The sequence below is a fragment of the Chitinophaga alhagiae genome (assembly GCF_003568665.1).
Classification (GTDB): domain Bacteria; phylum Bacteroidota; class Bacteroidia; order Chitinophagales; family Chitinophagaceae; genus Chitinophaga; species Chitinophaga alhagiae.
In genome coordinates this window covers 84,888-97,819 of record NZ_QXMH01000006.1, presented here as the reverse complement: position 1 = coordinate 97,819, position 12,932 = coordinate 84,888, and the positions used below count along the sequence as shown (strand labels likewise).

Below are 12,932 nucleotides of genomic sequence, written 5' to 3'. Positions count from 1 at the left end.
ACACTACAGATGTTGGTGATAGCGGCGCTGTAGAATAATATCAATCAGGCCGGTCTGCGATGACCGGCCTTTTTTATGCCCGGATACAGCCGCTTTTTATTTTTCCGCATTTCGCAAATGTGTTTCCCGAAATCGTAAACCCTTGCGGGCGGGGGCGGTTACTTTTGTAACCATCTTTATTTCACGCAATAATTGAGTTGGTCGTACATGAAAACGGCGCCTGTTAAGGCGCCGTTCCTGTTATTACTTGTGAATTTCAGAGCTGAAGTGGAACTCAATGTCGGGGTTGTTGGCCCTTTCCGTGTTCAGGTACCATTCTGACTGGGCCAGGTACACCAGGTGCCCGTCTTTATCTTCCACCACGTTGGCGCCCTTGAAGCGGATAAATTCTTCCAGCTTCTTTTTATCGCCCGTTATCCAGCAGGCCTTGTAAAAGGGCAGGGTGTTGAACTGGCAGGAGGCGCCGTATTCCTGCAGCAGGCGGTATTGAATTACTTCAAACTGCAGGTCTCCCACGCAACCAATGATCTTGCGGTTGCCGTTGTGCTGGGTGAAGAGCTGGGCCACCCCTTCGTCCGTTAACTGGGAAATGCCTTTTTCAAGCTGTTTGGTTTTCATGGGGTCTTTGTTCACCAGTTCCTTGAACAGTTCAGGAGAAAAGCTGGGAATACCGGTGAAGTAGAATTTTTCGCCTTCCGTGAGCGTGTCGCCTATTTTGAAGTTGCCGGTATCGAACAGGCCCACCACATCGCCGGGGTAGGCATCGTCTACAATATTTTTTTCCCGCGCCAGGAAGCTGTAAGGGTTGGCGAAGCGTACATCCTTGTCCAGCCGGATATGACGGAAATATTTATTCCTTTCGAACTTGCCGGAGCATACCCGCAGGAACGCGATCCTGTCACGGTGGCGGGGATCGAGGTTGGCGTGTATCTTGAAGATGAAGCCGGAGAATTTGTCTTCCGTTACCTTGATGGTGCGGGTGGTAGCCTCCCGGTCCCGCGGGGTGGGGGCAATTTCCACAAAGGTGTCCAGCAGGTCTTTTACGCCAAAGTTGTTTACGGCGCTGCCAAAGAACACGGGGGCCAGCTTGCCTTCCAGGTAAGGCTGTTTGTCAAAGGCATCGTATACCCCTTCTATCAGTTCCACGTCGTTCCGGAGCTGCGCCGCGTCCTGCGCGTTGAACAGTTCGTCTACCTGTTCGCTGGCCAGGTCCGCCATGGGTACAATGTCTTCGTCCGTAGCCTTCCTGTTGGCGGCAAAGGATACAAAACTCTTGTCATACAGGTTATATACGCCCTTGAAGTCTTTACCCATGTTGATGGGCCAGCTGAGCGGGCGCACCCTGATGTTGAGCAGTTCTTCCAGTTCGTCCAGCAGGTCAAAGGGGTTTTTACCGTCGCGGTCCAGCTTGTTGACAAAAATGATCACGGGCGTATCGCGCATGCGGCACACTTCCATGAGCTTTTTGGTTTGTTCCTCCACGCCCTTCACGCAGTCAATTACCAGCACCACGCTGTCTACCGCGGTGAGCGTACGGTAGGTATCTTCCGCAAAGTCTTTGTGGCCGGGGGTATCCAGCAGGTTCACCAATATATCCCTGTATTCAAAGGTCATCACGGAAGTGGCCACGGAGATACCCCTCTGGCGTTCAATTTCCATGAAGTCTGACGTAGTATGTTTTTTGATCTTGTTAGACTTTACCGCACCCGCAGTCTGGATGGCGCCGCCAAAAAGCAGGAACTTTTCTGTGAGCGTGGTTTTACCCGCATCCGGGTGGGCAATAATGGCAAAGGATTTCCTTTTATTGATCTCGTTCAGGTATTTCATCTTTTATAAATGGCTGCAAAGGTACATATTTCCTCCGAAAACCCGGGTTTACGACCTTTCTTCACAAGCATATGGCTTGCATTACATTATATACTAAATTTGGAATATGCTTTCTACCCTCAAAATATTGCTGAACAGCCTGAAAATGGCCCTGCAGGAGCTGCGGGTGAACAAACTCCGCACGTTTTTGTCCCTGCTGGGCATCACCATCGGCATCTTCTGCATTATTGCCGTGCTGACGGTAACGGACAGTATGGAAAGCTCCATCCGGAACGACCTGAAATCTATGGGCACCAACGTGGTGTACCTGCAAAAATGGCCGTGGGATGGGGATGGAGAGTGGTGGAAGTACGTGAACCGGCCGGAGCCCGAGTATTCGCAAATGAAGGCCATCAAGGAAAAGGTGAGCACGGCCGATGCGGTGACCTTCCTTTTTTCTTCCGGCGGCCGTAAAATAGAGTACGGGCCGGATTATATGGAGAACGTGGAGCTGCTGGCCACTACCATGGACCTTGACAAGATGCAGACTATGGATATTGCCTCGGGCCGGTATTTCAGTCCCTCCGAGCTGACCGCCGGCAGCAACGTGGTGGTGCTGGGCGCCAATATCTGGGAAGGGCTGTTTTTCAGCCCCGAAGCGGCCGTGGGCAAAATAGTCCGTTTTTCCGGCCGTAACGTAAAGGTGGTGGGCGCTCTCAAAAGAAAGGGGGAAAGCATGCTGGGCGGCGTTTTCGGGGATAATACGGTGATCATGCCTTACCTGTTTGCCCGTACTATTGTGGATGAAAGACGTTTTGCAGACCCGTTTTATATGATCCGCGCCCGGGCAGACATTCCCCTGGGCCAGATGAAAGATGACCTCACCGGCGCCATGCGCGCCATTAACCGGCTCAAACCCACGCAAGACAATGATTTTGCCCTGAACGAGATCACCACGGTACAGGGCGAACTGGAATCCGTTTTCGGGGTACTGAACACGGCCGGCTGGCTGATAGCCGGTTTTGCCCTGATCGTAGGCGGTTTCGGCATTGCCAACATCATGTTTGTAACCGTGAAGGAAAGAACGAACATCATCGGGCTCAAAAAAGCCATTGGCGCGCGCCCCGGCATTATACTGCTTGAATTTTTGCTGGAAGCCATCCTGCTTTGCCTCATCGGAGGGGGGCTGGGGCTGCTGCTGGTGTTCAGCGGCACGCTGATCGCCAAAAATATGTTCTCCAGCTTTACCATAGGGCTGTCTACCGGCAACATCATCCTGGGCTTTTCCATTTCTGCTATTGTGGGCATTGTAGCCGGGTTTATCCCGGCGTTTTCCGCCAGCCGGCTTGACCCGGTGGTGGCCATCAGGAGTAACTAGATACCGCTAAATGTGGTACCTTTGCGCCTCGTATGCCCGTAAATATTCTAGCCATAGAGTCATCTTGCGATGAAACCAGCGCCTCCGTGATCTCGGACGGCAAGGTACTGTCTAACATCATTGCCAACCAGACCGTGCATGAACAGTACGGCGGCGTGGTGCCGGAGCTGGCCTCCCGCGCGCACCAGGAGAATATTGTGCCCGTGGTGGACCTGGCGTTCCGCAAGGCCGGCATGCAGCCCGCAGACCTCAGCGCGGTGGCCTTTACCCAAAGTCCCGGCCTCATCGGTTCCCTGCTGGTAGGCAGCTGTTTTGCCAAATCAATGGCCCTGGCGCTGGAGGTGCCGCTCATAGGCGTTCACCACATGCAGGCCCATGTGCTGGCCAATTTCATAGAAGATCCCAAACCTTCATTTCCTTTTCTCTGCCTCACCGTTTCCGGCGGCCATACCCAGATCGTTTATTGCGAAAGCCCGCTGCGGATGCGGATCATTGGTGAAACGCTGGATGACGCGGCGGGCGAGGCATTTGATAAAAGCGCCAAACTGCTGGGCCTGCCGTACCCCGGCGGCCCGCTCATAGACAAATATGCGCAAACCGGTAATGCCATGCGCTTCAGGTTCCCCGAGCCGCAGATACCCGGGCTGAATTTCAGCTTCTCCGGCCTGAAGACCGCCATCCTCTATTTCTTGCAGGAAAACAGGGCCAAAGCCCCTGATTTTGCGGAGCGTAATATGGCAGACATCTGCGCGTCCATCCAGCACCGCATCATCACCATATTGATGAACAAGCTGGTGAAAGCCGCCATGGAAACAGGCGTAACGGAAATAGGCATTGCCGGCGGCGTCAGCGCCAACTCCGGCCTGCGCAAGGCGCTGGCGGAATACGGCGCCAAACACGGCTGGAACACGTACATCCCGAAATTTGAATACTGCACGGACAACGCGGGCATGATAGCCATTGCCGCCCACTACAAATACCTGGCGGGCGAGTTTACTGGTATGGACGCGGTGCCGAGCGCAAGAGCGGTGTTTTAGGCGGAGGCCAGGCATCAGTCAGCCACGTTTGTTAAAGTGCTTCTACGATGGGTAACGCTTTCTTCCAATTCAAACAATTCACCGTGCAGCAGGCCGGGAGCGCCATGAAGGTCTGCACAGACGCCTGCATCCAGGGCGCCTTCACCGCCGCGTACCTGCAAACCCGCCTGCCCGGTGTTCAACGGGTGCTGGATATTGGCACCGGCACCGGGCTGCTGGCCCTCATGCTGGCGCAGCGCGGCCGTTATGCCATAGATGCCGTAGAACTGGACGCTACGGCTGCGCAGCAGGCAGGGGAAAACTTTGCTGCATCACCGTGGCCGCACCATCTGCAGGTATTCCACACAGATATAAAAGACTTCCGTCCGGCGGCCGCTTATTCTTTCATCATCACCAACCCGCCCTTTTTCGAGAACAATCTGCAAGGGCCGCGGCAACGGCGTACAGCGGCCATGCACACCGTTTCCCTGGGGCACGCGGAACTATTGGCGGCCATACGGCAGTTGCTGGCGCCTGAAGGTTCATTTTCCGTGTTATTACCGTCGGGGGAGTTTGAGCGGTTCCGGCGCCTGGGTGAGGAGGCAGGCTTTACCTTGCGGGAGCTGCTGGAAATACAGCAAACGCCCGCTCACGCGCCGTTCCGCTGCGTAGGCATTTTTGGGCCGGCGGGAAACCTGCATGCCGGCAAACTGGTGATCCATGATGAGCACCGGCAATACACCCCGCCGTTCGTTACGCTGCTGAAGGATTACTACCTGTACCTGTAGCGTACGCTTCCAGGTAGGCATACCTTTTGGTGAGGCTGCCGTTGCGGGTGATGGTGGCCTTTTCTATCATTTCACTGCTGTCTTTCATCAGTTCGTCAAACACATATTTCATGAGGTGATCGCCAAAGAACTGCGAGGCATCCCGCGGCAGCTCGTTGGGCAGGTTGCCCACGCACATCATGGTAACGGCGTCTTCATGATAGGGGGCCGTTCTTTCGCGCGTGTAGCGGTTTACGCCGTAGGAGGGGGCTTCAATGGTGCCGTCTCCGAGGTTGCAGGGAATGGAGCCGTTCTTGTCGTCTGTTACGTCCGCTATTACCTTGATGCGGAAGTTGTCTTTAGCCAGGTCTTCCCACTCAAAAAGGCGTTCAATGTTCTTGTCCCAGTAGATGCCGTTCACCAGGATGTCGCTGCAGGTCACATAGGGCAGAAATTTGCAGTCGTACGCGCCGGGGTTGGCGTGAAAATCTTCCCGGCTATAGGTTTTATCTGTTTTCCGGAGGTATAGTTCCCCGGCTTTCAGCTGGGTATATACCGGGTAGGCGTAGTTGTTGATGAGGTACTCTTCCGGCGGAATGTATTTGATGCCCAGCAGCCCCATTACTTCCAGGATGCCCGCCGTTACCCGGCCGGAGCCTGTGGCCACAATTTTCAGCGGCGGCAGTTTGACGCCGAAGTAATGGGTGATCAGCTCCTGGAAATCGTGGCATTCGTGTACCCGTTTGAAGTTGAACTGGCCCATGCGGCGGCCGTATTCCAGCAGGCCGTTATGCGCGCCCACCACGCCCGCAAAAAAGCCGAAGCCCAGTATGCGCTGCCCGTCTTCATGCACCAGGCATTCATAATCTATGAGGGTGATGTTCTTTTCCAGGATGCTGTGGAGCATAGCCTGGTTTTGCGGCTGCTGCTTTTTGGTGTGGGAAAAGAAAAGATAGGTCTTTCCAGGCAGCAGCTTTGCTACCGGTACCTCTTTAATACCCAGTAATATGTTGCAGTGAGAAAGGTCTTCCGCCAGCCGGATGCCGGCCGCGGCGTACTCGTCGTCTTTAAAGCAGCGGTGGGGGGAGGGTTGTACGGTAATGCTCACGTGGGGGTAATGCGTCATGATCCACTGGCACTGCAGCGGGGTAAAAGCCACCCGGTTGTCTTCCGGAATTTTTTCCTCCCTGATAAGCCCGATATGAAGGTACTGGTCTGCCATGAGATTGTTTAGGGTATTGTCAACGAATGCATGCAACATTACTGTAAATTTGCATTTTAGCAAAATCAGGACAGTGGCATGAATTACTTTGAATTGTTTGATATACCGGTATCCGTAGTGGTGCAAGACGGCCTTTTGCAGCAGCGGTACCTGGGCCTGCCCGGCTCGGACGAGAACAGGGCGGCCTATGAAACGCTGGCAGACCCGCAGCAGCTGCTGGCTTACGTGCTGGAGCTGAAAGGTGTATTGCGGCCGGGGGAAAAAATGCAGCTGCCGCATATGTTCATGATGGAAATGATGCCGCTCAACGAGCGGTTGTTTGCGCTGGAGGCGGCGCCTGAAACGGAGGTGCGGAAGTTCAGGCAGCAGATGGAGAAGATGCAGGCCCGGCTTTGGGAGGAAGTACAGCCGGTAGGGGAGCTGACCCCGGCCAAACTGCAGGAGCTGAAAGAGCTGCATTTCAAGCAAAAATATTTGTTGCGGATAATGGAGAGATTATCTACATTTGCATCCCGCGATCAGGTTTTATGATCGTGATTGCCCAGATGGCGGAACTGGTAGACGCGCTAGACTCAAAATCTTGTTTCGGCAACGGAGTGCAGGTTCGATTCCTGTTCTGGGCACGGTACTTAAAAAATAAAAAAAAAGGTTCACGAAAGTGAACCTTTTTTGATTGATGGCCTGAGTGATAACGGATCAAGTTGGAGAAAGGCACAAAAGTGCTGATAATCAATATTATAGTGATGGTTTGGGCGTTTGACATAGCAACAGGCCGCCGCCTTCTTATCGCCTTGTTATCGGCTTGGTTCCCCCGGCTTATCGCCTTCTTATCGGCTTCTTATCGCCTTGTAAAAATTGGGATAGCAGCATTTTGCCGTTGTCCCATTTGATATATCCCTGAACAAAACTGAACATCTTCTATTAAAAATGAACGAAATGAACAGCGGCGGATCGTTTAATTTTAGTACATCTCCAATGGAGGCCGGGTAACCACCCGTATCAACGAAATAATCCCGCCTTTCCGGTTATCCTGTAACGCAACCCGAAAGCAACGGCCTGTACACCCGCTGTTTATTCCTGCCTGAAAGAAACCGCATCAACGTTTTATTGTACCATCATGTGAATGCAGTTGCACAGCTTCAAATGCCGCATTATCCCGCTGCTTCATTCCATGGAACCATCACCCTGTCAGGCTTTTTTTAACCAAATCCTATAAAAATGGAACAACTGAAAACCAGGAATTACGGTTGCACAGAACTGAATGCAACGGAAGCAAAAGACATCAATGGCGGCGCACTTCCCGGCATGCCGGGCCTTCCTGACCTGAGCGGCCTGCTAAACGGCATTCCCATTGTGGGCGGCCTGTTGAGCGGTTTGGTCGGTACGGTTACCAACCTCCTTGGCAGCTTGCTTGGCGGGGTGCTCCCGCGTCTGTAATGTATACTGGGGGTGGGGCGCATCTGTAAATGGGTGCGCCCCTTTTTTTATTTTGCCGGCCTTATTCGCCACCAGGGCCGGTGGTGGCAACAGAACCGATCTCATCGAACAGGCGCATGGCCAGCAATCCGTTCCCCACTGCTCCGCCGGCCCGCAACGCGGCAGCGATGAACACCGTTTCCGCAATTTCTTCTTTTGTGGCGCCTTCACGTACGGCGTTCTGCATGTGAGATTCAATACAGTAAGCGCATTGGGTGGTCAGCGCTACGGCAATCGACATCAACTCCCGGTACTTGGCGGGGATGGCGCCGTCTTTCCGCTCTGCGGTGTGTTTCAGGTTCATAAATGCGGCAGATTCCTGCCTGGCTGCATTCAGCAAGGTTTCCGTGTACCTGCGGTCTTTGGGAGTCTGGTATTCCTTCATAAAGCATGGATTTTTCCTAAGTTAAAGAAAACCGCCCGCAAGCGTAACAACATGTCTCATTTCTCATTCCTTCAAATACCGAAGCGCAACATGCCCCGATTCGAATACCTTAGACTCAACAAGGCTCAACCGCAACTGCTGCTGCAGCTTGCCAGTGTCCGGCAACCGCCTCCCTTCTCCCGCCACCAGCGGGTGAATAACAAAAACATATTCATCCACCAGCCCCAGCTCAATCAATTGTGAAGGAAGGTCAACCCCGCCGGTCATGATTTTTTTGCCCTCTTCCTGTTTTAATTTAAGTATTTCCTCCCGGAGGCCTGTACTGGCAATCCTCGTGTTCTTATCTTCAACGCTGCTCAAAGACCGTGAGAAAACAAGTTTGTTGATAACGTCAAACTTTTGGGCAAAGTCGTTCATCGCTTTTGTTCCGCCAGACTTGTTCCTTGCAACGTTTGGCCAGAAGGGAACCATCAGCTCATAGGTTTTACGGCCATAAACGACCAGGTCAGCTTCCTGCATGATGTCCGTGAAATATTCATGTAACTCTTCATTAGGATAGCCTTTGGTATGGTCACAGCAGCCATCCAAAGTAATATTGATGCCGAAGATCAGGTTCCTCATTTGATCGTTTTTAGGTTTGGTTGAAATTATCCATCCATTCATTGAAAACTTAAATATAACCCCTTTCCGGTTCATAACTTTATCTACATAAAAGTTTAAATACCCCAAAATAAAGGCCTGCCCCAAATCAATAAAAAGCACATGAAACATCTACATAGATCATTGCTGCTGCTTATTAGCGCAGTAATAATTTTCTCCTGCGGCAAAAACAGGAAAGTCACCCCTTCGCCGCCTGATGGCGCCAATTTGCAAATAAGCGTGGGCGACAATCATACTTTAATACTTAAAGCGGATGGAACCGCCTGGTCAACGGGATTTAACGGCACAGGGCAACTGGGAGATGGTTCGCTGACAGCCAGGAATACCCCGGTAAAAGTGCTGGATAACGTAAAGGCCATTGCGGCAGGTTATTCACACAGCCTGTTCCTGAAAACTGACAATACGCTTTGGGCATGCGGCAATAACCTGCACGGAGAATTGTGTGACGGTACTGCTGTTCCACAAACCATTCCCGTACAGGTAATGACCGGCGTTAAAGCCATGGAGGCCGGCGAGCGCTATAGTTTTATCATAAAAACAGACAACAGCCTCTGGTCAGTTGGGGAAAATAAAAATGGCAGGCTGGGAGATGGCACTACTACCAATATACCTGTTCCGGTAAAGATATTAGATAATGTATTGCAGGTGTCCAGCGTCAGGAGCCATACGCTGATACTAAAAACTGACAATACGCTTTGGGCATGCGGGAGAAATGACGATGGCCAGTTGGGAGATGGAACTACTACAGACAGGTGGACACCCCAAAAAATGACGGATGATGTAAAATGGATAACCGCAGGTGCGCTCAGCAGTTTTGCCATTAAACCAGACAACAGCCTTTGGGCCTGTGGCAACAACTCTTCCGGACAATTGGGAGATGGCACTACAACGGACAGAAAGACGCTTGTGAAAATATTGGACGATGTAAAGGAGGTTTCCGGGTTTTCCCAAACACTTATACTCAAAACCGACAATACGCTTTGGGCCACGGGATTTAACGGCGTTGGGCAATTGGGGGATGGTACAACAGACAACAAACAAACGACTATAAAGATACTGGAAAGCGTGATGATGGTTGAAGCAGGAAACAATCATAGCCATGTCATAAAAATGGACAACAGTTTTTGGGGATGCGGCGCCAATACGCATGGGCAGCTGGGAGATGGCACCAACCTGCTGCGCAAACTGTTTGTAAAAATGAGCCTTCAATAAAATAGCTGAAGATGAAAACACAATACAGACTATTACTGCCTTTTATTATCGCTGTGCTTATTTGTTCCTGCAGTAAAAAAAAGAAGGATGATCTTCCTCCCCCGCAAGAGGATAAAATTTTACTTTCCACAGTATATGGAAACGGTAAGCCCGCGGCCAAATTTCACTACGATGCTGATGACAGGTTGACCCGTATGGATTTTTTCTCCGGAGATGGGGCGCTGCTGACTTATGTAGCGATTTCCTATAATGCCCAGGGATTCCCCGCACAAACGGCTACATACAGAAACCCGGGAGATATCCCGTTAGAAAGAAAAGTAATCGCCTGTGATGCCAGGGGCCTTCCGGTGAGGTTTGATTATACCTACCTGGATGGGCCGCCTCCGCCCGGAATAACCCGGCCTGACTATGAAGAACATTCCTATAACGGGCAGAGCCAGTTGATAAAAACAGAATCAAAAGAGACAGACGGTACCCTGATCACCCGTACCAACTTCAGCTACTTTGCAAACGGCGCCCTGAAAGAGCAAACAAGCTGGAAGACCGGTGGATTGGGCTTGTGGAAATTTTCCGAGACCATCTATAGCGTATCTGAAAAAGACAGCATACCCGGGCTTGATGCGTTCAATCAATTACTGGAACATGATTTTATAGCCACTTTCTACAGCGAGTTGATAACGTTTTATGTATATGATCAAAACGGTATAAAAAAACGGCATGAAACTACTGCTGCATCAGGAAGGGTGTATCATGACAATGGAACGCTGAACAGGCAAAACCAGCTGAGAAAAACGATCATCCCACCGCAGGAGGACTTCGAAAGTGTGCTTTCCTATGAATATACCGCAGAATAATCAAAAAAGCCTGCCCGCACCGGGCAGGCTTGCGGTATAGGTATAAATCCTCCCCGTGCTGCAAGAAGAAAGGCATCTCGCCTCAGGCCTTGAACGGTGTCAGGTGCTTTTAAATTGAATGTTAAGGTGAACAAACAACTAATTTTTGCTACTTTCGCGCCGATAAGCGTTCTCCACTAACGGTGCAGAACCCAGTTCAGTAATGAGTTTAAGGCCGCCGCTATACCTGTGCTTCGTACTATTGGCTATTCCCGTCATTTTGCTTTCCTGTACCTCCGGTTCCCGGACTGCAGCGCCTGAGCCGGAGATAGCCCATCTTGCCGCGCACCTTTTCGTGTGGGAAGACAGCAGCGGCAAAGCCACCGCGGCCTCCGCTCTTTCCCAACTGCCTGTCTTCAGGCCCCTGCAGCATTTCCCGCTACAGAACAAAACCGGCATTTACTGGCTTACCGCTCCCTTGCCCGCCATTGCCGGGCCGGTGGGCACCAGCGTTCTTTCCTTCAGCAACCTGACCTATGTAGATATCTATATTTACAAGGCCGGCCGCTGCGTGCTGCATAAACAGGCAGGCGCCTTCCGCAAGCGGAGCCAGCTGGCCAGGGGAGACGGCCGCTTCTGGGCCTCCCTGCCCGCCGGGCTGCCGGCAGACAGCTGCACCTTGCTGCTGAAGGTAGAACATACCAAACATTACGTACCCCGCTTTGATTTTACGGTACAGGACAGCTATGATTTTTTTCGGCGGCAGCAGCAGGATGAGGCCATGGAGCTGCGCCTGCAGGGCGTGTTATGGATCTTTGTGCTCTATACCCTTTTATGCTGGTTTGCCACCCGCAACAGCACTTACGGCTGGCTGCTGCTGACCATTGCAGCCGTTACCTTTTACAACCTGTGCCCCAGCGGGTATTTTATAGCATGGTTTTTCCCGGAAGCGCCCGCCATCGGGTGGTTGTTCAACATCCACTTTGTACACGTAGGCATGATAGGCCTGTACATGTTAACGGTCAATTTCTGGCAGGTCCGCGCCCAATCCCCCCGTTTATACCTCGGCAGCATGATAGCCGTGTGGTCCATAGCCGTGTTTTCCGGGATCAGTTTCATCATCAATTACTTTACCGGCAATTTTGCGTTCATGAATTTCCTGAACCTGGGGTCTTACGCACTGCACATTGGCTTTGCGGCCGTGGTAGTGGTGAGGTTCTGGCCCCGGCTCGATCCCACGCAGAAGTACCTGGCTTACGGCATACTGATGTTCGTGGCTTCCTGCCTGTTCGTGTCCGTGCGGATCATTGTGTTGCGGGAACAGGCGTTCGTGAATATCACCTACATGTCCAGCATCATGATCATCAGCATTTTCTTCATGCTGTTTGCCGGCCTGGCCAAAAGCCAGCAAAGAACAGAAAAGGAAAAGCAGCTGGCACTGGAAAAACTGAACCGGCTGCAGGAGCATCAAAAGACACTCCTCGAAGAAAAAGTGAAGCAGCAAACGGCGGAGCTGAATAACAACAATGCCCGGCTTACCCTGAAAAACAGGGCGCTGGCGGAAAGGAACCAAAAGATCGCCATCCTTATCAACGAGCTGAACCACCGTGTTAAAAATAACCTACAGCTTCTGTACAGCCTGATCAGCCTGCAGCTGCCGGGTATTAAAGACCGGGCCTCCCGGGATATACTGACCAGCAATATCAACCGGATCAAGGCCATGATATTGGTGAACAGACGGTTTTTCCACCTGGAAGAGCTGCAACTGGTGAACCTGGAAGACCTCACCAGAGAAATGGCCGCCAATATCAAACAGATCTACGATACCCAGCGGCCGGTGCTGATAAGAACGGATTTTGATGAAGGGATACAGTTAAGCAGCCGGAAGGCGCTGTATTTTTCACTCGTTATTTCCGAACTGCTGACCAATTCCTTTAAATATGCCTTCGCGCACGTATCAACGGGGCTGATCCAGATTTCCGCCATTAAAATGAAAGGCGTGATCGTTTGCCGGTATTCAGATAACGGAACGGGGCCCCAGCGGCCGCATGCCAACAGTTCTTCCATAGGCCTGTCTCTGGTGAAAGACCTGGTACGGCAAATGAACGGGCAGCTGTCTGAATATACCGCCCCCGGTCTTGCGTACGAACTCACTTTCCCTATAGACCTGTAAAAAA

Annotated in this window: 12 protein-coding genes and 1 tRNA gene; 9 read left to right on the top strand and 4 right to left on the bottom strand. The window is 51.9% G+C overall.

Annotated features, from left to right (window positions below; all coding sequences use genetic code 11):
- Positions 1-243: 243 nt before the first annotated feature.
- Entirely contained in the window at positions 244-1,827 is a 1,584-nt protein-coding gene (locus D3A97_RS23860) for a peptide chain release factor 3 (protein WP_119081089.1), read from the bottom strand.
- Between the two features lie 106 nt (positions 1,828-1,933).
- Between D3A97_RS23860 and D3A97_RS23855 the strand changes: the two genes are divergently transcribed.
- Genes D3A97_RS23855 through D3A97_RS23845 form a run of 3 tightly spaced genes read left to right on the top strand, consistent with a single transcriptional unit; the run spans position 1,934 to position 4,988 of the window.
- Positions 1,934-3,184, top strand: a complete 1,251-nt coding sequence (locus tag D3A97_RS23855) for an ABC transporter permease (RefSeq protein ID WP_119081088.1) — start codon at positions 1,934-1,936, stop codon at positions 3,182-3,184.
- A 32-nt stretch (positions 3,185-3,216) separates the two neighbouring features.
- Entirely contained in the window at positions 3,217-4,221 is a 1,005-nt protein-coding gene (tsaD, locus tag D3A97_RS23850) for a tRNA (adenosine(37)-N6)-threonylcarbamoyltransferase complex transferase subunit TsaD (protein ID WP_119081087.1), read from the top strand.
- A 47-nt stretch (positions 4,222-4,268) separates the two neighbouring features.
- Positions 4,269-4,988 (top strand): tRNA1(Val) (adenine(37)-N6)-methyltransferase, encoded by a 720-nt coding sequence (locus D3A97_RS23845; RefSeq protein WP_119081086.1) that lies wholly within the window; start codon positions 4,269-4,271, stop codon positions 4,986-4,988.
- Here the strand turns inward: D3A97_RS23845 and D3A97_RS23840 are convergent.
- Positions 4,954-6,228 (bottom strand): NAD(P)-dependent oxidoreductase, encoded by a 1,275-nt coding sequence (locus D3A97_RS23840; protein ID WP_232826065.1) that lies wholly within the window; start codon positions 6,226-6,228, stop codon positions 4,954-4,956. The genes D3A97_RS23845 and D3A97_RS23840 overlap by 35 nt on opposite strands.
- A gap of 39 nt (positions 6,229-6,267) precedes the next feature.
- Here D3A97_RS23840 and D3A97_RS23835 point away from each other — a divergent pair, with 39 nt between their 5' ends.
- The 3 genes from D3A97_RS23835 (at position 6,268) to D3A97_RS23825 (ending at position 7,626) form a co-directional block, all read left to right on the top strand.
- Positions 6,268-6,720 (top strand): iron-sulfur cluster co-chaperone HscB C-terminal domain-containing protein, encoded by a 453-nt coding sequence (locus D3A97_RS23835; protein ID WP_119081085.1) that lies wholly within the window; start codon positions 6,268-6,270, stop codon positions 6,718-6,720.
- Positions 6,721-6,728: 8 nt separating this feature from the next.
- Positions 6,729-6,812 (top strand) — tRNA-Leu (locus D3A97_RS23830).
- 595 nt (positions 6,813-7,407) lie between these two features.
- Complete coding sequence (locus D3A97_RS23825) at positions 7,408-7,626, top strand: hypothetical protein (protein WP_119081084.1); 219 nt, start codon at positions 7,408-7,410, stop codon at positions 7,624-7,626.
- Positions 7,627-7,687: 61 nt separating this feature from the next.
- On the opposite strand, the gene D3A97_RS23820 is transcribed toward D3A97_RS23825, so the two are convergent.
- Positions 7,688-8,050, bottom strand: coding sequence for a carboxymuconolactone decarboxylase family protein (locus D3A97_RS23820; RefSeq protein WP_119081083.1), 363 nt, complete (start codon positions 8,048-8,050; stop codon positions 7,688-7,690).
- A gap of 63 nt (positions 8,051-8,113) precedes the next feature.
- Complete coding sequence (locus D3A97_RS23815) at positions 8,114-8,671, bottom strand: dihydrofolate reductase family protein (RefSeq protein WP_119081120.1); 558 nt, start codon at positions 8,669-8,671, stop codon at positions 8,114-8,116.
- Positions 8,672-8,812: 141 nt separating this feature from the next.
- On the opposite strand from D3A97_RS23815, the gene D3A97_RS23810 reads away from it, so the two are divergent.
- From D3A97_RS23810 to D3A97_RS23800, 3 genes are all read left to right on the top strand, one after another.
- Positions 8,813-9,922 carry an RCC1 domain-containing protein gene (locus D3A97_RS23810; RefSeq protein WP_119081082.1) on the top strand — a complete coding sequence of 370 codons (1,110 nt, stop codon included), beginning with the start codon at positions 8,813-8,815 and terminating at the stop codon, positions 9,920-9,922.
- A gap of 11 nt (positions 9,923-9,933) precedes the next feature.
- Positions 9,934-10,776 carry a hypothetical protein gene (locus D3A97_RS23805; protein WP_157986732.1) on the top strand — a complete coding sequence of 281 codons (843 nt, stop codon included), beginning with the start codon at positions 9,934-9,936 and terminating at the stop codon, positions 10,774-10,776.
- Positions 10,777-10,978: 202 nt separating this feature from the next.
- Positions 10,979-12,928, top strand: coding sequence for a histidine kinase dimerization/phosphoacceptor domain -containing protein (locus tag D3A97_RS23800; protein ID WP_119081080.1), 1,950 nt, complete (start codon positions 10,979-10,981; stop codon positions 12,926-12,928).
- Positions 12,929-12,932: the final 4 nt, after the last annotated feature.

Coding starts and splice junctions, on each gene's coding strand:
- D3A97_RS23825 (WP_119081084.1), top strand. CDS start 7,408: ATGGAACAACTGAAAACCAGGAATTACGGTTGCACAGAACTGAATGCA.
- D3A97_RS23855 (WP_119081088.1), top strand. CDS start 1,934: ATGCTTTCTACCCTCAAAATATTGCTGAACAGCCTGAAAATGGCCCTG.
- D3A97_RS23845 (WP_119081086.1), top strand. CDS start 4,269: ATGGGTAACGCTTTCTTCCAATTCAAACAATTCACCGTGCAGCAGGCC.
- D3A97_RS23835 (WP_119081085.1), top strand. CDS start 6,268: ATGAATTACTTTGAATTGTTTGATATACCGGTATCCGTAGTGGTGCAA.
- tsaD (WP_119081087.1), top strand. CDS start 3,217: ATGCCCGTAAATATTCTAGCCATAGAGTCATCTTGCGATGAAACCAGC.
- D3A97_RS23840 (WP_232826065.1), bottom strand. CDS start 6,228: ATGTTGCATGCATTCGTTGACAATACCCTAAACAATCTCATGGCAGAC.
- D3A97_RS23815 (WP_119081120.1), bottom strand. CDS start 8,671: ATGAGGAACCTGATCTTCGGCATCAATATTACTTTGGATGGCTGCTGT.
- D3A97_RS23860 (WP_119081089.1), bottom strand. CDS start 1,827: ATGAAATACCTGAACGAGATCAATAAAAGGAAATCCTTTGCCATTATT.
- D3A97_RS23805 (WP_157986732.1), top strand. CDS start 9,934: ATGAAAACACAATACAGACTATTACTGCCTTTTATTATCGCTGTGCTT.
- D3A97_RS23800 (WP_119081080.1), top strand. CDS start 10,979: ATGAGTTTAAGGCCGCCGCTATACCTGTGCTTCGTACTATTGGCTATT.
- D3A97_RS23810 (WP_119081082.1), top strand. CDS start 8,813: ATGAAACATCTACATAGATCATTGCTGCTGCTTATTAGCGCAGTAATA.
- D3A97_RS23820 (WP_119081083.1), bottom strand. CDS start 8,050: ATGAAGGAATACCAGACTCCCAAAGACCGCAGGTACACGGAAACCTTG.